We start from the raw sequence: 25,698 nt of genomic DNA on the forward strand, positions 1-25,698 counted from the left end.
CGGGCTCGACGAATGATCACCACTTCATGGAGCCCGAACCGGCAATCTCTGCTCCGCAACCACGCGCACCGGCGGAAAAGAAACGCAATCCACGACGTCGAACAGCACGCTGATGCTGCCGCTGAATGACTGCGCGAAAGCGATCGCGTCATCGCGCTTTGCGTCGGCGATTTGTGTGCCGAGCGTGCAATGAGGTCGCCAGTTTTCCGGCCGATAATGCAGCCGACACAAGGCTGGATCGATTGCAGCGCTGATGGAAGCGTGCCACCGGACGAGCGTTTCATCGAACTCCGGCTCCGCCCAGAGCACGAGCGGCGGACCTGCGAACCAACAAATTCGCCTGAACGCGACCTGCAATGGCCCTTCGCCTCCAACTGCGCGGAGCATGGTCTCCCACGCGGTCTTCGCGGTAATCTCGGGCGCATCATAAATGGCGAATGTGAAATGCGGCCGATAGCCGAGATCCCTCATCGAAGGCTGGCTCTCAAACGCGGCAACTTCATCCCACAAGGCTTCGATGCGCTCTGCGGAGGAATGGTCGGACCGAATGTTGATAGCCAAAGCCATGCGCTTGGTTGCTCCGTGAGCCAAGGGATTTCTGTCTCGCCAGTGGCGACTAAACCATGTTGCCCCCCCGTCGAGCCGCTTGCCGCCCGGAATGTTCTTCCGCCAGATCTTGTGATTCTTTCCATGCGTGATGCGCCGACGCGCGGGCCATCAGCTTGGTCCCAGTGTCAGAGACGTCCCTGACTGTGCAGGCCCTCGCCAAGTGCCGTCGATTGCCATCACGTAGCAGGAATGGGTCTCTCGAAAGCGACGCTGCGCCCGTCTCTTGTAGAGATCATCAGGAGGCCTGCTCCAGGTCGGATATCGACGGCACCAGTGAGGCCAGCTCCAAACCGGAAGACAAGATCGTGGAACTGGCGATCGTGGTATCCCGCCCCTGCGCCTTGGCATAGTAGAGCGCGATGTCGGCTTCACGGGTGAGCGTCAACTCATCGGCTGTCGTCTCGCTCTTGCCGGCGACCCCAACGCTTATGGTCACGTATTTTCTCGGCGAACGGGGATGATAGATGTGCAACCGCGTGACCAACATCCGGATCGCGTTGGCCACCCTGACCGCCCTTTCCTCGTCCACCCCGGGCAGGACCACGGCAAACTCCTCACCGCCATACCGCGCTGACAGGCCGCCCGTATTTGCGGTGGCGCCTCCGATCACCTCAGCAATACGCTGGAGGCATGCATCGCCCGCCTGATGGCCCAGGGCATCGTTGAAGCCCTTGAAATGGTCGATGTCGATGAGGAGAACTGACAGCACGAGATGCTTGCCATAGGTCTCGCGGATGAAGGCATCGAAGCTGCGCCTGTTCGCGAGCTTCGTTAGCCCATCGGTGGTCGCAAGCTGCGCCAGCTTCAAGTTGGCGGACGACAATTCGTCCTCAAGCCCCTTCTGCTTGGTGACGTCGCGCAGGACCCCAACAATCTCCAACTCGCTACCCACAGAGTGCTCGGCGAGCTTGAAGTGAGCCTCCAGCCACACCATGGCCCCGTCGCTGCGCCGCACACGGAACCGGACAGAGCTGTAAGCCTTCGCCTGTTTCAATTCTCGACTCGCGGCGATGACCTTTTCCCGATCGTCATCATGGACAACGTCGAGGCATGACCGGCCGAGAAAGTCATTCTCGGTCATCCCGAGCACAGTGGTCACGGACGCGGAGACGTATCTCAGGCATCCTTTTCGATCCATGACGATGACGATGTCCGCGATGTTGTCCGCCAACAATCGCAGTCGCGCCTCGCGATCCCGCAGCGTCCGCTCGAGCCCGGTCCGAAACCTGAATTGACTGCTCAGCAGTGCCGCCATCCCAATGATGATGGCCACTAGCAAGGCCGCTATGAGCCCATCCGAAATGAGGTCGGTCCGCCAGTTGGCGAGCACTTCGTTCTCGGATCGCGCCACAGTCACGACGGTCGGGTATTCAGGACCTTGCTCGTATGCGATGTATTTGGCGAGACCGTCGAACGGCGAGGTGATCTTGTAGGACCCGGAGGGGCTCTCGTTCAGGCGCTTCTGAAACAGCGAGGTGTCGGCGATCTTTCGACCAGCTTCCACCACCGGCCAGCGTGCGAGCAACGTTCCATCGGTGGACAGAAGGCTGATGCCGCCCTGAGTGCCGACGCCGAATGTGGCGTAGAAGCTGCTGAAGTAGTCGCAGTCGACGGCGGCGAGCACCACGCCTGCGAAGTCGCCGGTCGGGGCGCTAATCCGCTTTGACAGGATGATGGAGGGGCGGCCACTCGTCCTGGAGATAATCGGCCCGCTCACGAGCATCTTCGAACCGGGATTGTCGCGATGATGAACGAAGTACGAGCGATCGGAATTGTTGTGGCCTGGCAGACGCTCGAACGATGAGTAGCGCCAGCTGCCCTCCGCATTCAGCACGCCAATCTCGCGGATCTGCGGCATGGAGCGCGTCGCCGCGACCAGGTGCGCATTGAACCGCTCAGGCAACGGATTCTGGTACTTCAGCAGGTCCACCATTCCCGTCATAGCCACGTCAGGGGCCTTGAAGGTGTTGGTCGCGTGCCGGGCCAGCGAGTGGGCCAGATTGCTCAGGTCCTCCTGTGCCCGGACCAGGGTCGCGTTACGGGCAACCGATGCCTTCCAGGCAACCAGGCCAAGGACGCACGCCAGCATGACGGCCAGGAAGGCGCCAACGACCGCTTGGGGCTTGCGGTGTATCGACTGATGCAATGATGCCACGACCATTCACCTGTTCGGCTGCATATGGGATGATGATCGTCATCTTCCGCTACCAAGCCGCTAACGGGCGTGGACTACATTCAAGCAAATGCAGGATATTGGCTAACACGTCATTGAGAATGCTGGCGGAATCCGGCAGCGGCCGTGGCACTACGGTAGCTCGACACCAATTTCATACACCACTTGCCGTAGATCAATGCAATGCGCCTGAACAACACGATCCTTTGCACCCCGCGGACAAACGTTAATCAAATGATTTCTGTCTCGCCAATGGCGATAAAACCAGGCCTTTTGCGCGCTAGTGAGCCATAAGGAGGGAGATATCCGCGTGCTCCATGATATAGCTGGTCGCTCCACCGAATATCATCTGCCGTAGCCGCGTGCGGGTGAAGGCTCCTTTGATCAATAGATCGCAACCGTGTGCCCTGGCGGCATCGAGGACCGCCTCACCAGTTTCGCGCCCGTCCAGCTCAACGCTGATCAAGCTGGCCGCAATGCCATTGTATTGGAGTTGCCGAGCGATCTGACCGGCAGACGGTCCTGGCACCGCTTGGCCGCCGACAACGGTTAGGACCGATACCCTTTCGGCCAGACGGAGCAACGGCATGGCAAATGCGTTTGCCCGAGCTTGCTCGGTACTCCCGTTCCAGTGGATCATAATGTTTGTTGCGACGCTTCTTGGTCCATTCGACGGCGCCAGTAGAACGGGCCTGCCGCTCTCAAACAGCGCGGACTCAATCGCGCGGCGGTGAGGGCCCACCGCATCAATGTCAGACCGCGCCATCACGATCAGATCGAAAGCGCGCCCATAACTTCCGACAAAGTCTTCGCCCTCAGGCGCGGTCTCCAGCCAGCCGAAGCATGGCGGGTTCGACCCTGCGGTGGCGCGGGGAACATCATGCTTCAGCATGAATGCTTCGAAAAAGTTGCGCATGTCGTTCAGTTCGGCTTCGCTCTTCACTTGATACGTGTCCAGGAGAATGCCGGTGGCCAATTCGGCGGCCGCATATTGAGGGATGCCGAACCGGAGTGGAAAGCCTTCGATATAGGCGCCGGAGCGACGCGCTAGGCCTACGGCCACAGCGAGCGTAGCTGTCATCATCGGAATATTCTGAAGCGGGACCAGGAGCGTCTTCATTTCGAATCTCCGATTTTCTGACGAAGATTGACGGTGGATGTATGCTCTCAATTGGGGCGGCGTCTGCAACAGCTTCACTTTGCGAGCCGCTCTGGTTTGCCACCGTCAACGGTTGCAATCATGCGGCCTGCTCAAGCCTTGCATCGATCTCCTGGCGCAGCGCGGCGAAGTCGATTGGCTTGGTCAACAGGTCGGCGGCGCCCTTCTCCAGCGCCTTGCGCTTGGTCTCGGCATCACCGTAGGCCGTGATCATGATAACCGGTACATCGGGGCGGGCCGAGCGCACGATAGGCAGCATCTCCAGTCCGCTCATTCCGGGCATGTTGATGTCGGACAGGATCAGAATCAGGGTGGCATCCGCAATCTCGGCGGCGCGCTGCAATGCCAGGGGCGCCGAGGATACAAACTCCATCAGAAAACGACCGGCGCGCAGATCGCGCCGAAACTGCTGGCGGAACAGCGCCTCGACATCGGGCTCGTCGTCGACCACCATGATATAGACGCTCAATTTCTGCCTCCGCTCTACAATGGTGCCGCCCGCGTACGCGGCAGCGTAATGATGAACTCGGTATATTCGCCCGGCTCGGTATCGACCTCGATGCTGCCGCCGTGCTGCTTCACGATGATGTCGTGGCAGATCGAAAGCCCAAGGCCAGTTCCTTCGCCGGCCGGCTTGGTCGTGAAGAATGGATTGAATATCTTCTCTCTGACGTCGGCCGGGATGCCGTTGCCATTGTCGCGAATGCGAATTTCGACGGCGCCGCCGAGGTCTGTGGTCGTCGCACGCAGCCTTGGCTCGAAGCCGTCACCGACGACCTCCTTTTGTTTGCTGGCCGCGTAGAAACCGTTTGAAACCAGATTGAGGAACACCCGCGTGATTTCCTGCGGATACAGCTCGAGGGCTCCCGCAGACGGATCGAGTTTTCTTTCAAGCGTGATATTGAAGCCGGCTCTTTCAGCGCGGGCTCCGTGATAGGCCAGGTTGAGACTTTCTTCGAGGATGGCGTTGATCTCCGCCGCGCGGCGTTCGCCGGACCCCTCGCGGGAGTGCAGAAGCATATTCTTGACGATGGAATCGGCGCGCGTTCCGTGCTGCACGATCTTTTCCAGGTTACCTTGCAGCATGTGGATCAGCGCGTCGATGTCCTGCCTTTCCACCTCGCCGAGGCCGGCTGAGCGCAGCGCGTCGCCGAGCTCGTCGGTCAGTTCGGAGGATAGCGCAGCAAAATTGTTGACGAAATTGAGCGGGTTCTTGATCTCGTGCGCAATGCCGGCGGTGAGTTGCCCGAGCGAGGCAAGCTTCTCGGTCTGGACCAGCCGATCCTGCGTATTTCGCAATTCCTCGAGCGATTGCGACAATTCCATGGTGCGCTCGCGCAGTTCATTCAGCAGGCGTGCATTCTCGATCGCGATCACGCCCTGGTGTGCGAAGTTGGACACGAGCTCGATCTGCTTGTCTGTGAACGGTTTCACTTCCTGGCGGAAGATCGTGATGGTGCCGATCAGCTCATCTTCCTTGAGCATGGGCACGATGACGAGTGTCCTTGCGCCAGCAAGGTCGGCGAGCGCGCGAACGTTGGGGTTGCCTTCGATATAGGGCGGCTGCGTCCTGATGTCGTCGATATGAACCGTCTGATGAGTCTTCTCGACGGTGCCGAGCCCGCTCGCGGGATGTGGGCGAATGTTCTGGTAGAGCCGGGTATCGACATAAGCTTGCGGCGCGTTGTGCAATGCGACCGTGCGAAAGCCGCCCTCCTCGTACAGATTCATGGTGCCAAAGCCGGCGCCGCAAATTCGCGTCGCATTCTCCAGCATCTTGTGGAAGACCGGAGCGAGCGCGCCCGATGAAGCGCTTATGATCTCCAGCACCTCCGACGTTGCCGTCTGCCGCGCCAGCGATTCATTCAATTGCTCGAACAGACGCACATTGCCAATGGCGATCACCGCCTGGTCGGCAAAGGTGGCGACGAGTTCGATCTGCTTTTCGGTGAAGGGCTGCACGCGCTTGCGGGCGACCACGATCGCGCCGATCGGCTCATTTTCGCGCAGAAGGGGAACACCGAGCGCCGTGCGCTGACCAGCGATCGTGATCGACGCCTCCAGGCCGTATTCGGGATCGGCAGCGACGTCGAGGATTTGCACCGGACGGCGTTCGAGGACGGCTCGACCCGTGACCGTGCCCCGGCCGGGAGCGATCGGATGAGCCCGCAGAAAGGCAATGTAGTCCTCGGAAAACCCGACCGCTGCTCCGGCCTGATATTCATCGCCCTCGCGGCGCATGATGAAGGCCATCTCCGCCTCGCACAGCCGTGCCGCCGAATCGACCAGCGTGTCGAGCACGGTTTGCAGGTCGAAGGTCGAGCGGCTGATCACCTTCAGCACGTCGGCGGTCGCAGTTTGCTGCTGGAGCGATTCGGCGAGATCGCGCGTCTTCGCCTGGACCTCATCGAACAGCCGCACATTCTCAATCGCGATCACGGCCTGATCAGCGAAAGTGGAGACCAGGTCGATCTGCTTGTCCGTGAACGAGTTCGCGGTCTTGCGGCCTAGGAATAGCACGCCGATCACTTCTCCGGACCGCAGCAGGGGTACGCCCAGAAGGGTGCGGTAACCGCCGGCCCTCTGTTGCTCGGGATAGGCATAGTCGGGATCGACCAGGACATCCGGAATCTGAACAGCCTTGCCGCACAGCAGGACGCGCCCAACGAGGCTACCGCGTCCAGCATTGAGCCGAACGCCCGCCGAGACCTTGGCCCACTCCGGCGAGAAATTGTACCGAGTTGCGTGATAGAAGGAGCCATCGGCGTCCTGCCGGAGGATTGCCGCCATGTCGGCCCCACACAGCGACGCCGCCGATTCCGTCAGCGTGTCGAGAACCGTTTGCAAATCGAACGCGGAGCGACTGATGACTTTCAACACATCGGCGGTCGCGGTCTGCTGCTGCAGCGATTCCCGCAAGTCGTCGGTACGCGCCTGCACCTCGTCGAACAGCCGCACGTTCTCTATGGCGATGACGGCCTGGTCGGCGAAGGTCTGCAGAAGCTGCACGTGATGCGGAGCGAAGGCCCCCGGCTCTGCCCGCGTGACGCTGATCATGCCGATCACCACGCCGCCAGTCGCGAGCGGAACGAACAACATGCTGCGAAAGCCGCGGGCGCGCGCGATGAATTTGATCTCGTTCGTCAACGCTTCCGTATCGGGGGTCGGCACCACCTTGCCCGCCTGTGTCCTCGCAAAACTCTCGAAATCGGTGATCGGACGCGGAAACATCTTCTTCAAAGCTTCATCGGCGGCAGAATTCGTCGGCGTGAACGCCGCCAAGTGGGCATTGCCGTCGATGAAGCGGAATACGGTCGTCGAAAAGCCGCCGAGCAAGGCATTTGCGCGCCTCGCGATTGCATCGAATACCGGCTTCACCTCCGATGGCGAGCTGGCAATGATCTTGAGAATGTCCGCGGTGGCGGTCTCGCGATCTTGTGCGGCGCGCAACTCGGCCAGGAGCCGCGCGTTCTCCTGCTGCAATTCCGCCACAACGCCCTGAGGAAGCGCGGCCATGATGAAAATCCGTGTCGGCAGCCGGTTCGCGGCCGACGTCAAAATTTAATCAAGAAAGCGCCGGGAATTATTTCACCATCAGGTGCTTCCGACCAGACATACCGTGAGTTGATTTTCGATCGACTACGCGTCAATTCGTCCTCGTGATCGACCGAAGCGGCAAGTTTCACACAATGCCGCTGGAGGCCGATTTACCTCGGGTCCGCCTGGTGCTGGCGCCAGGGGGATCGCGGGACCCACGTGCCGCGAGCGCCGTAGATTGCGTCCCGAAACACCTAGGAGAACCCATGGCGACCATATTCATCACCGGCAGCACCGATGGCCTCGGCCGGGCGGCGGCCCAATGGCTGCTCGATCAGGAGCACCGCGTGGTGCTGCACGCGCGTTCAGCCGATCGTGCCGCGGCTCTCGGCGGCCTCACTTCGCGTGCGAAGGGATTGGTGATCGGCGATCTCGGGAGCGCGGCGGAGACGCGGAGCATCGCCGACCAGGTCAACGCGATCGGGCGCATGGATGCGGTCATTCACAACGCCGGCGTCTACACGCGGCCGAGCCGCGGCGCGACGCCGGAAGGCCATGCCGAGACGCTGGCCATCAACACGCTTGCGCCGTTCATGCTGACGGCTCTGATCGCGCGGCCCGCTCGATTGATTTATCTCAGCAGCGGATTGCACCGCGGCGGAGAGGGCTCGCTCGACGACCTCGATTGGACCAAGCGGGCCTGGAACGCCGCCACGGCCTATGCCGAGAGCAAGCTGCACGTCGTCGCGCTCGCCTACGCGCTGGCGCGGCGGTGGCCCAACGTCCTCTGCAACGCCGTCGATCCCGGTTGGGTGCGCACGAAGATGGGAGGCGCGGGCGCCCCTGTCGATATCGACACCGGGCAACGGACCCAGACCTGGCTGGCAGTCAGCGAGGATCCTGCGGCCCTCGTGAGCGGCCGCTATTGGCATCATCTCGAGCAGCAAGAGCCGGCCCGTGAGGCGACCGATCCGAGGTTTCAGGACCGGCTCATCGGCAAATTGACCGAGCTGACGGGCGTCGAGCTGCCGGAGGAGTGACGCACAACGATTCGTTGTCATTGCAGACTCGCAATGACGAAGCAGGCTTCAGGCGGCCTTCGGCCGCCAGGCCGTGTAGAGACCGATCAGTGTCCCCATGGCGACCAGCGCGGCTGCCAGCAGCACCTGCAATTCGCCGTTGTCGGTGGGGCCGATGGACGACACCAGCCGGGATACGATGACGAACAGAATGCCCACTGCGGCCGCGGCACCCACGCAGAGATAAGCGAGCTCGCGCGTCAGGCTGCGGCCGAGCAGTCCGAGGGCCGTGAAATACATCGAACAGGCGTTGGGATGAACGAACAAGGCAATGCGCGCATAGCGGCCATAGGCGTCGAACAGGGACTCGCATCGGCGCAAGGCCGCCTTCGAGGCCACCCGCTGCAGAAACGGCCTGAAGAAACGCGCTTGTCCATAGCTGAGAACGGCGCCCAGGATGATGGCGAGCCACGCCGCGAGGAAGACGGAGCCATCCACGGCCTTCGGACTGAGCGCCACGGACATCAGGATGAGGGCGGTGCCGGGAAAATAGCCGAAATACGGGAAGACCGCTTCCACCAGCACGCAGGCGAACATGAAGGCTGGAAACCATGCCGACCCGGCCGCGCCATGGACGATGGCGTTCAGGTCGAACAGGCTCGTCCTGTAGAGAACGAGGTACATGCACATGGCGAGGCCCGCCAGCGCATAGAACGGCAAGGCTCCAGACAAGAACCGTCTCATCCAATCATCAACTTCGTTTGGCGGAGACGACGGCCTCGCGCTGTTCCGGATCTGCTTTAGGCGAATGGGGTTGCTGCTGTCGATGGCGCTCTTTGCCACGCAACTCACCTCGGCTTGCGCACCCCTACGCAATCGACAGGATCTCGATCTCCTGCGCACCTGAACCGACGACGTCGCCGACCGCCTTGCCCATCAGCGACCTCGCGACGGGCGCGACGAACGAGATCGAGCCGGCCTTGGGATCGGCTTCGTCCTCGCCGACGATGCGGTAGGTCTGGACGCGGCCGTCAGCGCGGCTGAAGCTCACGGTGCTGCCGAACGCAACGATTTCGGTCGCGACAGGATCGGGCATCACCTGCGCCGTACGCAAGCGTTCCGTGAGATAGCGGAGATCGCGCAGGGGCACGGCGGACTGCCGGCGCTTCTCGTTGACATCCTCGATGGCTTGCGCGGCTTCATAGGCCGCCCGCGCTTCGGCGAGCTGCGCCTGCAATGCGTTGAAGCCTGCTTCCGTCACGAGGTTCGGATGCGGCGAGATCGGGCGGTCCGGCAACAGCGTCTCGGACGCGGTTTCGGCGCTCTCTTCCTTGGTGAAGGCGACGCTCAATTGAAGATCCTGTCGAACTGTTTCGCTTGCGACGCCATGGCGCCGACGACCGAGATTATATCTCAAGTTCGACGAAACGGCGGAGCTTGAAGACGAGGTCCGGCACGGCCTGGCGGAACCGGGTTGCGTTCTGGAAACTGGTGGAGAACGGCGCGAAAGTGAGCATCGCGTTCCAGTGCCGGTAACCGTAGACCGTGACCGAGACGCCGGAACTCGGGAAGTTGTCCAGCTTGCGCAGCTCGCCGAGCACGAGATCGGCGATCGCCTCCGCCGGCAGCAGCCGCTTGCCGTCCCGCGTGGTTGCGATTTGCGCGGGCGGCTCGGCCGGCTCGGCGGCCGCCGCTGCGGCATCGGGCGCGCTCTCGGCTTCGGCCGCATCGGATCCGGACTCGGACTTGGACTCGGACCTGGACGTCGCGGCCGGCTCCACGGGATCCGCCGGCACGATCGGCGGGACCTCGGCGAGCGGAGGCGGTGCAACAGGGTCTGCGCGCTTACTGCCTCCCAGGATGCTGCTGATCATGGCCACAAGGCCGGCATCCTTCACCTCGTCGCTCATCATTCCCCCCGGGCTTCGGCCTACTCTAGCACCGCTCGCGCAGACCGCCACCGGCGATGTGGCGCAATGGAGGGCCGGACGCCGCCGAATGATCGGCGGCACCACGTTCGATCACGTCGCGCCACGGTGCGATCCGTTACTGCTTAGCGAACGGAATGTATTGGTGGTACCGCTTGGGCACCGAGCTGCGATAGCGCGCCGGCACGGTGCCGGTGTCGACCGAATGATCGATCTCCTGCTGGCGGGTCATCTTCTTCTTCGCCGGCTTCTTCGACGCGCTCTTCTTGCCGTCAGTAGGCTGGCTGGACGTGTCGGTGGTCGCGCTTGGCGCTGTGGTCGTCGCAGCCGGCGCAGTGCTTGTCGCGGCAGGCGCGGCGGTTCCGCCCGTGGCCGGCGCGCCCTGCGCCAGCGCGAGCGGCGATTGCATCATGAGCATCAGCGCTGCCGTCGCAGCCAGCAAATACGATTTCTGCATCAGAACCTCCAAAATGCCTGATCCGAATGAGCCAGCGTAGGCCTACGGCATCGACGCGTGCAAGTCCGCCCACGATAGGCCCGATCGCACGCCGGAACTGTGGTGGGGGTCACACTCCCGGCATGGTCTGCCTTCACGACCTCGCAGCGTGCGCAGGTGCGCAATGGCGCGCTCGGCTATGCGCGAGCTGCGCGGCCGGTCTCCTCCAGTCGCGAGGCGAACCAGCGTGACAGCGGCTCGTCGACGGCACCGCTGACATAGACCTCCGACATCGTCACATGTTGCCTGTCCAGCACCAGGAGCAGGCCGATCCAATAGGGAAACCAGACATGGACGTCGGTCAGCGCCCGCAGCTTGTGCTGGTCGTGATCGAGCGGCGTGTGGTTGCTCGCCTTGCGGATCTCCACGGCGAGCAGATTGTTTGGGATCTCGCGCTGATGCACGACGACATCGGGGTAGATCGACTTGCCGAGATGGTCGTCGGTCGAGATGATGGTGCCGTGCGGCAGATGCAGCGTGCGCTCGCCGAGCCGGTCGTAGTTGCAGTCGACCGACCAGCCCGAGAACTGCTTCTCCAGATGCACGGCGAAACGGTGCGTGACCGCCCGCTCGCCGACGTCCTTCTCGAACAGGAAGCCCTCGTGGGCGTAGAAGTCCCTGACAGCCGCGATCACCTTGTTCAGCTCCGTCTGCATCGTGCCTCCGGGCCCATCACGTGCGCGCCAAGTTGGTAGCCCGGATGAAGCGTAGCGCAATCCGGGACTCTCGCAAAACACACCAGCCCCGGATTACGCTACGCTCCATCCGGGCTACATGAGACCGGAATTCGCGGCGCAATCGGTCCGGTCTACATCTGAACTTCGATCAGGCGCGGGCCGGGCTCGGCGACGGCCTCTGCCAGTGCCTTGTTGAACTCGTCGGCGTTGGTGACGGCGCGGCCGGGCACGCCCATGCCCTTGGCCAGCGCCACGAAGTCCAGGGTCGGGCGGTCGAGGCGGAGCATGTCGTTGGCGCGCTGGCCGGGCTCGCCGGCGCCGACATTGTCGAACTCGCCGCGCAGGATCTGGTAGATGCGGTTGGCGAACACGATGGTGACGATGTCGAGGTTCTCGCGTGCCTGGGTCCACAGCGACTGGATCGTGTACATCGCGCTGCCGTCGCCGACCATGGTGATCACCTTGCGGTCCGGGCAGGCGATCGCGGCACCGATCGACAGCGGCGTCGAGAAGCCGATCGAGCCGCCCATGTTCTGCAGCCAGTCGTGCGGGGCAGCCGCCGCCGTCGGCGGGAAGAAGCCGCGGCCGGTGGTGAGGGATTCGTCGACCATGATCGCGTTCTCGGGGATCGCACAGGCAATGGCCTGCGCAATCGAGGCGAAGGTGAGCGCGCCGGTCGGCTTGACCAGCTCAGCCAGCGCCTGCGGCTTGACGTCCCTGGCGCTGGCTTTCACGGCGCCGGCGAGCGCCTCGAGCGCGGCGACCGAATTCTCGCCCCAGGAGGTCATGCGATGCACCTCGCAGCCCTGCGGCTTGAGCATGCTCGGCTTGTTCGGATAGGCGAAGAACGCCACGGGGTCGTCGGACTCGACCAGCACGATGTGACGGAATTTCGCCAGCATCGGCAGGGCTTGATCGATGACGTAGTGGATGCGGTCGATCGAGAAACGGCCACGGCCGCGCGCCATCTTCGGACGGAAGGTCGGGCCCATCACGGTGCAGCCGGTCTTGCCGGCGATGCGCTCGGCCAGCGCCAGACCCTGCGCGCTCAGCGCGCTGCCGGTCATCAGGAGCAGCGTGCCTTCGCCGTCCCCATGCAGGATCTTTGCGGCCTGCTCGACCGCCTGCGGCGAATAGCCGGCGCGCTGCTGCTCGGCCGGAACCTCGGCGATGCCGTCGGCCTCGTTCCAGGCGGTGTCGGCGGGCAGGATCAGGGTCGCGATCTGCGGCGGCGCACTTTTCGCGGCGGCAATGGCGGCGGCGCCGTCCGCGGCGACCGATTTGGCATCCGGCGAGGTGCGGACCCAGGACGACATCGGCCGGGCCAGGCCCTCGATGTCGGAGGTCAGCGGCGCGTTGTAGCCGATGTGGTAGACGGCGTGCTGGCCGACGATGTTGACGATGCCGGAATTGGCCTTCTTGGCATTGTGCAGATTGGCAAGGCCGTTGGCGAGGCCGGGGCCGAGATGCAGCAGGGTCGAGGCCGGCGTGCCCTTCATGCGGAAATAGCCGTCGGCCGCGCCCGTCACCACGCCTTCGAACAGGCCGAGCACGCATCGCATGCCGGGGACACGGTCGAGCGCCGCGACGAAATGCATCTCGGAGGTGCCGGGGTTGGTGAAGCAGACGTCCACCCCGCCCTTGACCATCGTCCGCACCAGGCTTTCCGCACCGTTCATTCTGTCTGCTCCCGCAACCTGCCAGTGATCCGTTCGGTCAATCATTGTTCGCGCGGCGCGTCAAAGCAATAGCGGGCATTGCGGCCCTGCCCCGCGTGGTGAGACGCGGATTTGGCTAACGCTTTCCAGCAAATTGGCGCAGTTGCGATTTGGTAACGCCAGTCGTTAACGATGCGACCCTCACGGGCCCGTGGCTTGCGAAACGCGCGCAAATATGGCCTCTGGGTCCGGTTGAATCGATTTTTTTCTGGGGGAGATGATGATCCGGTTTTTTGCCGCACCGATGGCCGCAATGGCGCTGCTGCTGGCTGGCGCAGCCGACGCGTCCGCGACGGGGATGATAGACTTCACGGGCACCAGTTCCACCAGCTATATCGGCCGCGGCGGCGCGAGCCCGATCCCCCGCACCACCGTCATGTATAACGGCAGCTACGCCCCGGGCACCGTCGTGGTGAACACCGCCGAGCGGCGGCTCTATTTGGTGCTCGGGAACGGGCAGGCGCTGCGCTACGGCATCGGCGTCGGCCGCGACGGCTTCCGCTGGGCCGGGGTGCACAGGATCACCGCCAAGAGGGAATGGCCGGACTGGACGCCGCCCTCGCAGATGCTGGCGCGCCGGCCGGACCTGCCGCGCCACATGAAGGGCGGCATCGACAACCCGCTCGGCGCCCGCGCCATGTATCTGGGCTCGACGCTGTACCGCATCCACGGCTCCAACGAGCCGGAGACGATCGGTCAGGCCGTCTCCTCGGGCTGCTTCCGCATGACCAACGACGACGTCACCGACCTCTATAGCCGCGTCTCGATCGGCACCCCGGTGGTGGTGCTGAACAACTGACCAGGAACCCGCGCGGCGCGTGAATTTGCGCTCTTGTGCACGCGGGGCGAATGCGGCAGCGTCACAGCACGATGAGCGCATTCGTCCCGCCCTCGCCCGGCTTTCGCTTCGCCCTGCTGGCCCTCGCGACGCTCGCCTGCGCGCCTGACATCGCACCCATGGCTGCCGCCGCCGAGCTGCCCGCGGTGTCCTCGCGCCAGCGCGCCGAGAAGAAGAGCTTCACCGACGGCGAGATCATTGAAGGCTTCCTGAAGACGGCATTCGGCGCCGAATACCATCTTGCCGGCCGCGTCGACCGCATCCGCAAGTTCGACGGGCCGGTACGCGTCTACGCCGAGAGCGACCGCGAGGATCGCAAGACGCAGCTCGCCAAGGTCGTGGCCGACATCGGCAAGCGCGTGCAGCATCTCGACATCGCCATGATCGACACCAACGAAGCGGCGAATGTGCGCGTGAAGCTGGTGCGCGACCGCGATCTCTTCCGCACCATCTCGAGCTTCTACGGCGCCGAGAAGGCGCGCGAGATCCGCTCCTCGCTCGATCCGCAATGCCTGTCCGGCTTCCGCAAGAACGACAATTTCGAGATCGAGCATTCCGACGTCATCCTCACCGTCGACAACGGCGATTTCACCTTCCTCGACTGCGCCTATGAGGAGCTGCTGCAATCGCTCGGGCCGATCAACGACACCACGAGCGTGCCCTGGACCATGTTCAACGACAACGTCTCGATGGGCTATTTCGACGTCTACGACCAGTACATCCTCAACCTGCTGTACGATCCCCGCATCAAGGCGGGCATGACCGTGGCGGAGGTCAAGACCGTGCTTCCCGCCGTCCTCAAGGACGTGCGCGCCTGGGTGAAGCGGGCGAATAATCTGAAGGAGTGAGGCGGTCCAAGGGAGCGATCTACTCGTCGGCGTCCTTCTTCCGCAGCAGATCCGTCGCCAGATCCGACAGCTTCGGCGGCGGCAGGGCCGCGAACGGCAGCGGCCGCGTCACATCGATCGCGGCCAATCCCAGCCGTGCCGTCAGCAGCCCGTTCAGCACGCCTTCACCCAAGCGCTGCGACAGCTTCGCCGCGATGCCGTGGCCGAGCATCTGCTGCACCAGGCTGTCGCTCGCGGCCATGCCGCCGGTGATGGCGAGATGGGCGATGACGTGGCGAAGCAGGCGGATCATGCCGAGCGCGCCTGGGCGGCCGCCATAGAGATAAGCGAGCTGGCGGATCAGGCGCAGCGCCGCCACGAACACGAACAGCACGTCGATGGCGGCGCGCGGGCTCACCGCCGTCACGATCGAGACCTTTTGCGCCGCTGACGACACCAGCCGCCGCGCCTCGGCGTCCAGCGGCGACATCAGCTCGCGCTCGGCGAGGCGGATCATGTCGGCGCCGTCGATGATCTCGCCGGCATGGCTCTCCAGCGTCGCGCGGGCGCGCGCCAGCTGCGGGTTCTGGTGCGCGATCTTGAGCAGGTCCTGGACGATGACCCGGCTCTCCTTGCGATCGTCGCTGGCCAGCACGGAAGCTGCGCGCTGGTGCAGCTTCTCGATGGTCGCAAGACGCGCGAGGCCGAACGCCTCGCGTCCGATCACCAGCGCGAGCGCCAGCGCGGTGACGGCGGCGAAGGCAAGCCCGACGAAACCGAGCGTCTCGTTGCGCGCGAACAGATCCTCGATCAGATGGACCACGCCGAGCCCGGTGCCGAGCAGCGTCAATCCGGCGAGCCCCGACCAGAACAGAGTGCCCCAGGGAAAGCCGCGCCGCGCCGGGACTGCGGCTTGCACCGGCACCGGCAGCATCGCCGGGTCGGGCTCCGGCGTGATCTGGATGGTGGCGCGACCGAGACGGCCGGTCTCGTCGGCCTCGGCGACGACGACGCCGGGATCGTCGAGCCGGAACGTCGCCGGCCGCCGTGGCTTCGATCGCTCGGTCATGACAGCTTGTCTCCGATCAGGAACTGCAAGGCACGGTCGAGGCGGATGTGTGGCAGCGTCGGCTCGTCGGCACCCTCGCGTTCGAGCTTCGGCGGGCGGAAGCGCAGGAAGCGGAAATCGCTGTTCCCGGCCGCCTCCGACGCGAGCCCGCGGAACGCATCCGTCCCATTGAACAGCAGCTCGGGATCGAGCGGCAGATCGCCCGGAAAGGTCGCAACCTCGGTGTTGCCGTCGAAGAACTCGCCGCCGGCGCTTTCGCCTGCGGCGGGTGTTCCCAGGATCGACGGCAGCTTGTCACGGCCATGCGCCACCTGCGCTTCGCGCGTGGCGCGCACGGCGGCGAGCGCGACGACGTCGATCGCCGCGCCGGTGTTTTCCGCGCGCGCGACCGCGCGCGAGACGGCGCGGCGCAGCACGGCCTCAAGCCGGTCGTGGCTGGAATGATGCAGATGATCCGCCTTGGTCGCCGCGAACAGGATGCGGTCGATGCGCGGCCGGAACAGGCTGGAGAGGATCGTGCTGCGGCCGGTGTTGAAGCAGTCGAGAATGCCGGCGAGCGCGGCTTCGAGATCGTGCAGCGCCTCGGGGCCGGAGTTGAACGCGGCGAGCGCATCGGCCAGCACGATCTGACGGTCGAGCCGCGCGAAATGATCGCGGAAGAACGGCCGCACCACGACGTCCTTGTAGGCTTCGAAGCGCCGCACCATCATCGCCCACAGCGATCCCTCGCCCGCCTGCCCGCCAGCAGGCACGTCCAGCGGCGCAAAGGTCAGCGCCGGCGTATCGGCGAGATTGCCGGGCATCAGGAAGCGACCGGGCGGCAACAGGCTCATCGCAAACCGCTCGTCGCGGCAGGCGCGCAAATAATCGGTGAAGAGCTTTGCGGCCGTCAGCGTCGCCTGCTCGTCCTCGCGCGCTTCGGGCTTGAGCGTTGCGAGATGACTGTGCCACTCGGCTGCGAGATGCGCGCGCGGCGCCTCGCGCGACAGCGCCAGGCTCTCCGCCGACCATTGCTCGTAGCTCTTGTGGAGCAGCGGCAGGTCCAGCAGCCATTCGCCGGGATAGTCGACGATGTCGAGCGTCAGCGTGCGGTCGGCGCCGTTCGGGCGCTGGTAGTCGATCACGAGCCTGAGCTCGCTGATATCAACGGTCGAGCTCGGCCAGCGCCGTTCCTCGATCAGCGCGCGCAGATGGCTCTCATAGGCAAAGCGCGGCACGGCATCGTCCGGCTGCGGCGCCAGGTGCGCCCGCGCGATCCGGCCCGAGGCATAGGCCTCGAACACCGGAAACCTGCCGCCACGCGTCAGTCCATGGATCAGCGCGGTGATGAATACGGTCTTACCGGCGCGCGACAGACCGGTGACACCAAGCCGCACCGTCGGGTTGAAGAAGTGCTCGCCATAGTCGATCAGCGCCCGCGCCGACAGCCGCGCTTCCTCGACCATATCCTGGAAACTGAATGCCATATGAACGTGAGGGGATCTCGGGCGAGGGATACGCAAAACGGATTAGTCACAAAAGTGGCAATTGCCTGAAGAAATTCAAGCTTTCATACTTCCACCGCCTTTCTCGGCAAATCAGCCGTTTGAACGACCCGCCGGTCCTGAAACACCCATCTAGAGGGCATTGCCTCGAGCCTTTGCGGATTGCCATGACCGTCTTCCAGTTGAAGCAGCTTGCATCCTCTTCCGTCCACGCCGCAGCCGACGCGATCGGCTGGGACTACGATCGCGCCGAGCTGATCGCCGACGGCATCGTCCACGGGATCGGCGTGCTCGCGGGCATCATTGCCGCGACGGTGCTGGTGGTGCTGACGGCGGTCTATGCCGACGCCGCCGACATCGTCGGCGTCTCCGTCTATGTCGCCGGCCTGCTCTCGATGCTGGTGCTGTCGGCGACCTATAATCTCTGGCCGGTCTCGCCGGCCAAATGGCTGCTGCGCCGCTTCGACCATTCCGCGATCTATCTCTTGATCGCCGCGACCTACACGCCGTTCATCCTGGAGCTGAAGGACAGCGTGTTCGCGTTGGTGCTGCTGGCCGGCGTCTGGTGCGTCGCAATCCTCGGCATCGTGCTGAAGCTGCTCTATCCCGGCCGGTTCGACCGCGTCTCGGTCGGCATCTATCTCGCGATGGGCTGGAGCGGCATGATGCTCTACGATGCCGTGGTCAGGGCGTTGCCCACGCTGGTGCTGGGCTTCATTCTTGCCGGCGGCCTGCTCTACAGCTTCGGCGTGATCTTCCACGCCTGGCGGCGGCTGCGCTTTCAGAATGCGATCTGGCACGGCTTTGTCTTGGCCGGCGCGGCATGTCATTATACCGCGGTGCTCGACCTCGTGTTGAGCTGAGAAGTTTCCGCGAAGCGGTATAAGAAGACGAGAGGAGACGTCGCATGCAGGTGACCGGCAAGGTCGTGGTCGTCACGGGCGGCGCAAACGGCATCGGCAAGGCGCTGTGCGAGGCCTTTCACAGTGCGGGTGCGGCCAAGGTCGTGGTCGCGGACATGGACGCGGCCAATGCGCGAGCGGTCGCGGCCATGGTCGATGGCGCCGCGTTCAAATGCGACGTCGCGCAGGAAAAGGACATCGTCCACGTCATCGAGGAGACCGAGCGGCAGTTCGGCCCGATCGCGCTGTTCTGTTCCAACGCCGGCATCGGCGGCGGCTTCGATCCAATGTCGGAGAACGCCGGTGGCGCTTCCGACGAGCCTTGGCAGCGCAGCTGGGCGATCCACGTCATGGCGCATGTCTATGCGGCGCGGCATCTCGTCCCCCGCATGAGGGCGCGCGGCGGCGGCTATTTCCTCAACACCATCTCGGCCGCGGGCCTGCTGTCGCAGGTCGGCAGCCCGGCCTATTCGACGACGAAGCACGCGGCGGTCGGTTTTGCCGAGAATCTCGCGATCTCGCACAAGGCCCACAACATCAAGGTCTCGATCCTGTGTCCGCAGGGTGTCGACACCAACATGCTGCGCTCGATTCCCAAGGGCCCGCAATCCGGCGACGGCGACCTGACGCCCGAGCAAGTGGCGAAAGACGTGCTCGCCGGCCTCGAGCAGGAGACGTTCCTGATCCTGCCGCACCCGCAAGTGCTCGGCTACATGCGCAAGAAGACCGAGAATTACGACCGCTGGATCGGCGGCATGGCCAAGATCCAGGCGAAGATGCGGGAGGAGTTCGGGAAGTGACCGTTAGGTGCTCCCACGCTAGACGCTGTCATGCCCCGCGGAGGCGGGGCATCCAGTATGCCGCCCCTGTCGGCTCAACCACAACCGTCTCAGAGTACTGGATCGCCCGCCTTCGCGGGCGATGACACCGAGCGTGTAGAAGCAGCTTCAGCAACCTCGCGCATCACACCACCGCCACCGTCTCCCCCACCCGGCTCGCGCGCAGCGCCTGCGCATAGAGCATCATGCCCTCGCACACCGTGCGCTGCTCAGCCGGCGTCAGCGCCGCCAGCGCGCCGCGGACCTGCTGCCGGCCGAACGCGTGGAGGGCCTCCAGCGTGCGCCGGCCCTTCGCCGTCAGCGACAGCAGCTTGCTGCGCGCATCAACCTCGTCCGGCGTCTCCTTGAGCTCGCCGCAATCGATCAGCTTGCGCACCAGACGGCTGACGCTGGATTTCTCCAGCCGCAGGAAATCGCCGAGCTCGCCCGACGTCATGGGGCCACGAATGCCGATCTCCAGGATGGTGTGGACCGCCGAGGGCGGATAGCCCGAGGCCGCCACCGTGGCGTCCATGAAGCCGAGTTCGCGCACCATCAGGCGCGAGGCGGCGCGGATGTCGTCAATCAGCGAAAGCTCGGCCATGGCTTGACTCGACCCATATAGTTGTATCATACAACTATATGGGCGCAACGGCGCGCGCAAGTGTTTGGAGTGGACCATGAGCGAAGCCTTGCCGACCGGTCAGCGCATGAGCGGCAAGGTCTGCCTGATCACGGGCGGCGGCAGCGGCATCGGGCGCGCAACGGCGCTGAGGATGGCGGCCGAAGGAGCGGAAGCGGTCGTCGTCGCCGGCCGGCGCGAGGCCGAGATCGAGGCCACCGCCGCCGCGTGCCGCGAGCTCGGCACCGAGGCGATCGCGCTTCAGACCGACATCACGAAGGAAGACGAGGTCGCGCGCCTCGTCGGCACAGCCGTCGGGCGCTGCGGCCGGCTCGACGTTGCCTTCAACAATGCCGGCTTCCAGGAGCGCCGCGCGCCCCTGGAGGAGCAGGGCACGGAGATCTACGACAGCGTGTTCGACACCAATGTCCGCGCGCTGTTCCTCTGCCTGCGCCATCAATTGCCGGCGATGCTGGCGCAGGGGCGCGGCAGCATCGTCGTCAACACCTCCGTCAGCGGGGTGCGCAATCCCAATCCAGGCTTTTCGCTCTACTCGGCCTCAAAGGCCGCCGCGATCTCGCTGACGCGCTCGGCGGCGATGGAGAACGCGCCGCGCGGCATTCGCATCAATGCGATCGCGCCCGGCCGCGTCGTCACAGACATGATGCTGCGCGCCGGCGTCGGCGATGTGGCGACGGTCAGCGCAGGCCTGCCGCTGCGGCGGATGGGCAGCCCGGAGGAGGTCGCCGAGGCCGTGGTGTGGCTGTCGTCGGATGCGTCGTCGTATGTCGTCGGGCATGTGCTCGCGGCCGACGGAGGTTTTTTGGCGTCGTGATGTCGCCGTCAATGCTTCTGCCCGTACAGCACAGGCACTGCGGAATCCACGACGACCTCAACGAGGCTCGTGCCCGCATACGCCATGCCGCGCTTCAGCGCTTCGCCCAGCTCCGCAGCCTTCGTCACCCGCACCGCACGGCAGCCCATCCCCTCGGCAAGCCGGACGAAGTCGATCCCCGGCAGCTCGAGCCCCGGCACGTTGCGCACCTGCATCACCTGGCTGAACGAGCGCATCGCGCCGTAGCCGGAATTGTTGATGACGACGATTGTGAGCGGCAGCTTGCGCTGCGCGGCAGTCCAGAGCGCCTGGATCGAATACATCGCCGAGCCATCGCCGATCAGGCACACCGTGCGCTGCTTCGGCTTGCCGAGCGCCATACCGACGGCGGCGGGCAGGGAGTAGCCGAGGCCGCCGCTCGACATGGTGTAGAAACTGTCCTGGCCGCGCATCGGCAGGAATTTTTGCATCGCCGGCCGATGCGACGGCACTTCCTCGATCAGTGAGGCGCCGTCGGGCATCGCCTGCGACAGCGAATGCAGCAGGAATTCGACCGGCAGCGGATCGGCGGGCTGCGGCGCCGGCGGCAGCGTGCGGCCCTTTGGTGCTGCGCGCTTGCTCTCCGGCAGCAGGTCGAGCAGCAGGCTGAGCGCCGGCTTCATCGTCGCGATGATGCTGGTGCCTGATGGCGTCACCGCGGCGGCATCCGCATCATCGGTGATCTGGAAGATGGTCGCGCCGCCGTCGAAGATCGCGGCATGGCCCTCGACATGAAAGGTGAACACCGGCGCGCCGATGACGACGACGACATCGTGCTCGCGCAGCGCATCGGACAGCTGCGCCGGCGAGGCATGCAGAAAGCCCGCAAATTGCGGATGCCGCTCGGGGAACGAGCAGCGTGCCGAGAACGGGCTGACCCAGACGCTCGCCTTGGCCTTCTCGGCGACGCGCACCATCAGATCCACCGCGCCGGCGCGATCGATTCCGGGGCCAACGACGAGCGCAGGGTGTTTGCTTGAAGCGAGCGCCGCAACCAGCGCCTTCATCGGCTCCAGCTCAGGGCCGATCTCGCGGCTCACTTTCCGCGCCTCGACCGGCGCGCAGGCATGGGCCCAGTCGTCGATCGGGATCGACACGAAGGTCGGCCCGCACGGCGGCTGCATCGCGGTGTAATAGGCCCGCGCGATCGCGGCGGGCACGTCCTCCGGCCTTGCCGGCTCGACGCTGTATTTCACATAAGGCCGCGGAAACTCGGAGGCGCGCTCGGCATAGAGAAACGCCTGCAAGGGCAGGATCGAGCGCGCCTGCTGGCCTGCGGTGATCACTAGCGGGGTCTGGTTGCGATGCGCGGTGTAGATGTTGCCGAGCGCGTTGCCGACGCCGGCCGCCGAATGCAGGTTGACGAAGCCGGCATTGCGCGTTGCCTGCGCATAGCCATCGGCCATGCCGACGGCGGAAGCCTCCTGCAGCGCCAGCACGTAGTCGAGATCGTCGGGCCAGTCGCTGAGGAACGGAAGCTCGGTCGAACCAGGGTTGCCGAACACCCTGTCGATGCCAAACGATCGCAGCAGGTCGAGCGTCGCCTGCTTCACGGTGACGGGCTTGCTGCCGGTCTTGCCGTTCCTGGCCATTGGTTCCGTCCCCGTGTTGTTGATTGAGGGTAGCAGCCTCACCCCGTCATTGCGAGGAGCGAAGCGACGAAGCAATCCAGATTATCTCCGCGGAGGGATTCTGGATTGCTTCGCTACGCTCGCAATGACGGGAAGAAACAGCGGTGGCTCACCACACCGCCGTGCCCTTCATCGTCGGCTGCCCCTCCGCATTCGCGGTCCACAGCTCCATCCCCGCCTCGGTCCCGTTCGCGTTGACCGAGAACTCCGTGCCCTCGAACAGCGGCTGCACACCGCGATACGAAAATTTCTTCGGCGCCTTGCCGCCGCGAAGCTTGGCCGCCATCTCGACGATCAGCGCCGCCTGTAGCGGGCCATGGAAGATCAGGCCCGGATAGCCCTCGACTTTGGTGACGTAGTCGCGGTCGTAATGGATGCGGTGGCCGTTGAAGGTCAGCGCGGAGTAGCGGAACAGCAGCACGGGATCGGACACATGCGTTTCGCGATGCTGCGCCTGCGGCGGCGGAGGCGGCGCCTTGCCGCCAGCCGGCGCGCCGCCGGTCATCTCGCGATAGACGATGTCCTGTCGCTCGCGGATCGCCGTGCCCCTCGGCGAGGAGATGCTATGCTCGACCGAGACGAAGCACAGCGTGCCGGTCGAGCCCGTCTTCACTTGCACGTCTGCGATGCGCGATGTCCGCGTCGATTCATCGCCGACGCGCAAGGGCTGCAAGAACTCGATCTCGCCGCCGGCCCACATCCGGCGCGGCAGCGGCACCGGCGGCAGGAAGCCGCCGCGAGTCGGATGGCCGTCGGGGCCGAGCATGGACATCGGGAACACCGGCTGCGCCAGGCACCAGTGCGCCGTGAACGGCGCGGCGTCGCCCGTCTTGGGCTCGCCGACCTCCTGGAACAGCGTCGCGCGCAGGCCTTTCACGAGCTGCGCGGTGACGACGTCGGTGGCCTCCTGGCTGCGCCCAATCCATTGCCTGAGATGATCGATGTCGAGCTTCTCGGTCATGACGCCTCGCTCTGTCACGTCTTGGATTGGGGCTTTTCGCCAATGGCGGGCACGGCGCCGTAGCTGCGCGTCTCGCCGACGATGATCGGCGCCGGCGCGGGATAGCTGACGCGGCCGTTCGGCGTGTCGACCTCGATCCGCCGCAGATGCGGATGGTTGGCGAGGTCGGCCATGGTGTTGACCTCGGCGAATGCGATGTCGGCGTCCGAGAGCCGCTTCAACAGCTCGTCGCGCGTCATCCTGCCGAAGATGTCGGCCACCGTCGTGTCGGTGAAGTCGCGGTTGCGCACGCGCTCGACCATGTTGGCGACGCGGGGATCGGCCGGCAGGTCCGGCTGATCCAGCACCTTCGCGCAGAGCGTCTTCCACTCGCGCTCGCTCTGGATCGAGATCAGGATGTCCTTGCCGTCCTTGGAGGTGAACACGCCATAAGGCGCGATCGAGGGATGGCGCAGGCCCATGCGCTTGGGCGGATTGCCGGCTTCGGCATTGAGCAGCGGCACGGTGCACCAGTCCGCCATCACGTCGAACATGGAGATGCGGATGTCGGCGCCCTTGCCGGTGCGCCCGCGCGCGATCAGTGCCTCCAGGATCGCGGCATGCGCGGTGGCGCCGGTCGCAACATCCACGATCGACATGCCGACGCGCGAGGCGCCATCGGGATTGCCGGTGATCGAGGCGAGCCCGCTCTCGGCCTGGATCAGGAGATCATAGGCCTTGCGGTGGGCGTAGGGACCTTCGTCACCATAACCGGTGATGGTGCACGAGATCAGCTTGGGATAGTCCTTCAAGAGCCGCTCACGGGAAAAGCCGAGCTTGTCCATCGAGCCGGGCTTGAGGTTCTGGATCAGCACGTCGGCACTCGCGATCAGCTTCTCCAGCTCGGCGCGGCCTTCCTTCGTGGTGAGATCGACCACCGCCGATTGCTTGCCGCGATTGAGCCAGACGAAATAGCTGCTCTGGCCCTTGGCCGCCGCGTCATAGCCGCGGGCGAAATCGCCCTCGGGCCGCTCGATCTTGATCACGTCCGCGCCGGCATCCGCCAGGCGCGAGGAGCAGAACGGCGCCGCCACCGCCTGCTCGACCGCAATCACCCTGATCCCGTCCAATGCTCCCATGGCCGCCACCTCAGTACGAGCGCGGCATGCCGAGCACGTGCTCGGCGACGAAGGACAGCACGAGGTTGGTCGAGATCGGCGCCACCTGGTAGAGCCGCGTCTCGCGGAACTTGCGCTCGACGTCGTATTCCTCGGCAAAGCCGAACCCGCCATGGGTCTGGATGCAGGCGTTCGCCGCTTCCCAGGACGCATCCGCCGCCAGCATCTTGGCCATGTTGGCCTCCGCGCCGCAATCGAGCCCGGCCTCGTATTTGCGCGTGGCTTCCTTCACCATCAGCTCGGCCGCGCGCATCGAGGCGTAGGCTTTTGCGATCGGAAACTGGATGCCTTGATTCTGGCCGATCGGCCGGCCGAACACGGCGCGCTCCTTGGCGTAGTTCGTCGCCTTGGCGATGAACCACTTTGCGTCGCCGACGCATTCGGCCGCGATCAGGATGCGCTCGGCATTCATGCCGGAGAGGATGTAGCGAAAGCCCTTGCCTTCCTCGCCGATCAGATTCTCCGCCGGCACCCTCATGTCGGTGAAGAACACTTCGGTGGTGGCGTGGTTCATCATGGTGCGGATCGGGCGGATCTCGAGACCGTTGTTCTTGGCCTCGCGCATGTCGACGATGAACACCGACAAGCCATCGGTGCGCTTCTTGACCTGGTCCTTCGGGGTGGTGCGCGCCAGCAGCACCATCAGATCGGAATGCTCGGCGCGGCTGGTCCAGATCTTCTGGCCGTTGACGATGTAGCTGTCGTTGCCGTCCTTGCGCGCGAACGTCTTCAGCGAGGAGGTGTCGGTGCCGCTGGTCGGCTCGGTGACGCCGAACGCCTGCAGGCGCAACTCGCCGCTCGCGATCTTCGGCAGGTACTTTGCCTTCTGCTCGGCATTGCCGTGCCTGAGCACCGTGCCCATCGTGTACATCTGGGCGTGGCAGCCGCCGCCGTTGCAGCCGGCGCGCTGGATCTCTTCCAGGATCGCGGCGGCCGCCGACAGCTTCAGGCCCGCGCCGCCGTATTCCTCGGGAATCAGCACCGAGAGATAGCCGGCCTCGGTCAGCGCATCGACGAACGCCTTGGGGTAGGCCATCTCGCGGTCGAGCTTGCGCCAATATTCGCCGGGGAACTGCGCGCAGAGCTTGGCTATGGCCTCGCGGATGTCGGCGTAATCTTCGGCGTGGTGTTCTTGACTCATGGCGTTTCCAATTCTCAGCGGCAGTTAAGATAACGCCGGCCAACCCACGGGCGTTGTG

At 64.6% G+C, this 25,698-nt stretch carries 24 protein-coding genes; 6 read left to right on the forward strand and 18 right to left on the reverse strand.

All coding sequences use genetic code 11. The features are described 5' to 3' along the window. Nucleotides 1–24: 24 nt before the first annotated feature. The 5 genes from ACTEK7_RS23510 to ACTEK7_RS23530 form a co-directional block, all read right to left on the reverse strand. Nucleotides 25–567 (reverse strand): 2'-5' RNA ligase family protein, encoded by a 543-nt coding sequence (locus tag ACTEK7_RS23510; RefSeq protein WP_225147998.1) that lies wholly within the window; start codon nt 565–567, stop codon nt 25–27. A gap of 277 nt (nt 568–844) precedes the next feature. Further along, nucleotides 845–2,770: a diguanylate cyclase gene (locus tag ACTEK7_RS23515; RefSeq protein ID WP_225147999.1), complete on the reverse strand. Its 1,926-nt coding sequence runs from the start codon at nt 2,768–2,770 to the stop codon at nt 845–847. Between the two features lie 292 nt (nt 2,771–3,062). Next, nucleotides 3,063–3,902 (reverse strand): universal stress protein, encoded by an 840-nt coding sequence (locus ACTEK7_RS23520; protein WP_225148000.1) that lies wholly within the window; start codon nt 3,900–3,902, stop codon nt 3,063–3,065. A gap of 118 nt (nt 3,903–4,020) precedes the next feature. Then, nucleotides 4,021–4,410 carry a response regulator gene (locus ACTEK7_RS23525; protein ID WP_036009791.1) on the reverse strand — a complete coding sequence of 130 codons (390 nt, stop codon included), beginning with the start codon at nt 4,408–4,410 and terminating at the stop codon, nt 4,021–4,023. 14 nt (nt 4,411–4,424) lie between these two features. Further along, nucleotides 4,425–7,457 (reverse strand): GAF domain-containing protein, encoded by a 3,033-nt coding sequence (locus ACTEK7_RS23530; RefSeq protein WP_225148001.1) that lies wholly within the window; start codon nt 7,455–7,457, stop codon nt 4,425–4,427. Between the two features lie 287 nt (nt 7,458–7,744). Here ACTEK7_RS23530 and ACTEK7_RS23535 point away from each other — a divergent pair, with 287 nt between their 5' ends. Then, nucleotides 7,745–8,518 (forward strand): SDR family NAD(P)-dependent oxidoreductase, encoded by a 774-nt coding sequence (locus ACTEK7_RS23535; RefSeq protein ID WP_225148002.1) that lies wholly within the window; start codon nt 7,745–7,747, stop codon nt 8,516–8,518. A 48-nt stretch (nt 8,519–8,566) separates the two neighbouring features. Here ACTEK7_RS23535 and ACTEK7_RS23540 read toward each other — a convergent pair whose 3' ends face one another. The 6 genes from ACTEK7_RS23540 to ACTEK7_RS23565 all read right to left on the reverse strand — a co-directional run bounded on the left by ACTEK7_RS23540 (nt 8,567) and on the right by ACTEK7_RS23565 (nt 13,277). Then, nucleotides 8,567–9,241 carry an SNARE-associated domain-containing protein gene (locus tag ACTEK7_RS23540; protein WP_225126682.1) on the reverse strand — a complete coding sequence of 225 codons (675 nt, stop codon included), beginning with the start codon at nt 9,239–9,241 and terminating at the stop codon, nt 8,567–8,569. A 124-nt stretch (nt 9,242–9,365) separates the two neighbouring features. After that, entirely contained in the window at nt 9,366–9,848 is a 483-nt protein-coding gene (greA, locus tag ACTEK7_RS23545; protein ID WP_036009784.1) for a transcription elongation factor GreA, read from the reverse strand. Nucleotides 9,849–9,903: 55 nt separating this feature from the next. Then, nucleotides 9,904–10,407 (reverse strand): hypothetical protein, encoded by a 504-nt coding sequence (locus tag ACTEK7_RS23550; protein ID WP_225148003.1) that lies wholly within the window; start codon nt 10,405–10,407, stop codon nt 9,904–9,906. A gap of 136 nt (nt 10,408–10,543) precedes the next feature. Next, complete coding sequence (locus ACTEK7_RS23555; protein WP_036009769.1) at nt 10,544–10,882, reverse strand: hypothetical protein; 339 nt, start codon at nt 10,880–10,882, stop codon at nt 10,544–10,546. 176 nt (nt 10,883–11,058) lie between these two features. Continuing rightward, nucleotides 11,059–11,577, reverse strand: coding sequence for a hypothetical protein (locus tag ACTEK7_RS23560; RefSeq protein ID WP_036009755.1), 519 nt, complete (start codon nt 11,575–11,577; stop codon nt 11,059–11,061). Nucleotides 11,578–11,729: 152 nt separating this feature from the next. Further along, nucleotides 11,730–13,277 (reverse strand): acetolactate synthase large subunit, encoded by a 1,548-nt coding sequence (locus ACTEK7_RS23565; protein WP_225148004.1) that lies wholly within the window; start codon nt 13,275–13,277, stop codon nt 11,730–11,732. Nucleotides 13,278–13,536: 259 nt separating this feature from the next. Between ACTEK7_RS23565 and ACTEK7_RS23570 the strand changes: the two genes are divergently transcribed. Both ACTEK7_RS23570 and ACTEK7_RS23575 read left to right on the forward strand, forming a co-directional pair. Next, a complete protein-coding gene (locus ACTEK7_RS23570) occupies nt 13,537–14,115 on the forward strand; it encodes a L,D-transpeptidase (RefSeq protein WP_036009766.1) in 579 nt (192 codons plus the stop codon). A gap of 71 nt (nt 14,116–14,186) precedes the next feature. Beyond that, a complete protein-coding gene (locus tag ACTEK7_RS23575; RefSeq protein ID WP_225113924.1) occupies nt 14,187–15,002 on the forward strand; it encodes a DUF2927 domain-containing protein in 816 nt (271 codons plus the stop codon). 19 nt (nt 15,003–15,021) lie between these two features. On the opposite strand, the gene ACTEK7_RS23580 is transcribed toward ACTEK7_RS23575, so the two are convergent. Beyond that, nucleotides 15,022–16,050, reverse strand: a complete 1,029-nt coding sequence (locus ACTEK7_RS23580; RefSeq protein WP_225148005.1) for a YcjF family protein — start codon at nt 16,048–16,050, stop codon at nt 15,022–15,024. After that, nucleotides 16,047–17,516: a YcjX family GTP-binding protein gene (locus ACTEK7_RS23585; protein ID WP_225148006.1), complete on the reverse strand. Its 1,470-nt coding sequence runs from the start codon at nt 17,514–17,516 to the stop codon at nt 16,047–16,049. Before ACTEK7_RS23585 ends, ACTEK7_RS23580 begins: the two co-directional genes overlap by 4 nt. Nucleotides 17,517–17,701: 185 nt before the next feature. Here ACTEK7_RS23585 and trhA point away from each other — a divergent pair, with 185 nt between their 5' ends. Both trhA and ACTEK7_RS23595 read left to right on the forward strand, forming a co-directional pair. Continuing rightward, complete coding sequence (gene trhA, locus ACTEK7_RS23590; RefSeq protein ID WP_225148007.1) at nt 17,702–18,397, forward strand: PAQR family membrane homeostasis protein TrhA; 696 nt, start codon at nt 17,702–17,704, stop codon at nt 18,395–18,397. 44 nt (nt 18,398–18,441) lie between these two features. Then, nucleotides 18,442–19,236 (forward strand): SDR family oxidoreductase, encoded by a 795-nt coding sequence (locus ACTEK7_RS23595; protein WP_225126685.1) that lies wholly within the window; start codon nt 18,442–18,444, stop codon nt 19,234–19,236. Nucleotides 19,237–19,399: 163 nt separating this feature from the next. On the opposite strand, the gene ACTEK7_RS23600 is transcribed toward ACTEK7_RS23595, so the two are convergent. Then, nucleotides 19,400–19,858 (reverse strand): MarR family winged helix-turn-helix transcriptional regulator, encoded by a 459-nt coding sequence (locus tag ACTEK7_RS23600; protein WP_225126686.1) that lies wholly within the window; start codon nt 19,856–19,858, stop codon nt 19,400–19,402. 76 nt (nt 19,859–19,934) lie between these two features. Between ACTEK7_RS23600 and ACTEK7_RS23605 the strand changes: the two genes are divergently transcribed. Continuing rightward, the gene (locus ACTEK7_RS23605) at nt 19,935–20,711 is read left to right on the forward strand and encodes an SDR family NAD(P)-dependent oxidoreductase (RefSeq protein WP_225148008.1); all 777 of its coding nucleotides are present in this window, start codon (nt 19,935–19,937) and stop codon (nt 20,709–20,711) included. 8 nt (nt 20,712–20,719) lie between these two features. Here the strand turns inward: ACTEK7_RS23605 and mdlC are convergent, their stop codons facing one another. From mdlC to ACTEK7_RS23625, 4 genes are all read right to left on the reverse strand, one after another. Next, a complete protein-coding gene (mdlC, locus tag ACTEK7_RS23610) occupies nt 20,720–22,342 on the reverse strand; it encodes a benzoylformate decarboxylase (RefSeq protein ID WP_225148009.1) in 1,623 nt (540 codons plus the stop codon). Nucleotides 22,343–22,490: 148 nt separating this feature from the next. Then, nucleotides 22,491–23,342: an HTD2 family dehydratase gene (locus tag ACTEK7_RS23615; protein ID WP_225148010.1), complete on the reverse strand. Its 852-nt coding sequence runs from the start codon at nt 23,340–23,342 to the stop codon at nt 22,491–22,493. Nucleotides 23,343–23,356: 14 nt separating this feature from the next. Next, the gene (locus ACTEK7_RS23620) at nt 23,357–24,460 is read right to left on the reverse strand and encodes a CaiB/BaiF CoA transferase family protein (RefSeq protein ID WP_225142100.1); all 1,104 of its coding nucleotides are present in this window, start codon (nt 24,458–24,460) and stop codon (nt 23,357–23,359) included. A gap of 10 nt (nt 24,461–24,470) precedes the next feature. Further along, the gene (locus tag ACTEK7_RS23625) at nt 24,471–25,640 is read right to left on the reverse strand and encodes an acyl-CoA dehydrogenase family protein (protein ID WP_225144228.1); all 1,170 of its coding nucleotides are present in this window, start codon (nt 25,638–25,640) and stop codon (nt 24,471–24,473) included. Between the last annotated feature and the right edge of the window lie 58 nt (nt 25,641–25,698).

The sequence above is a fragment of the Bradyrhizobium sp. JHI2711 genome, from assembly GCF_056156565.1.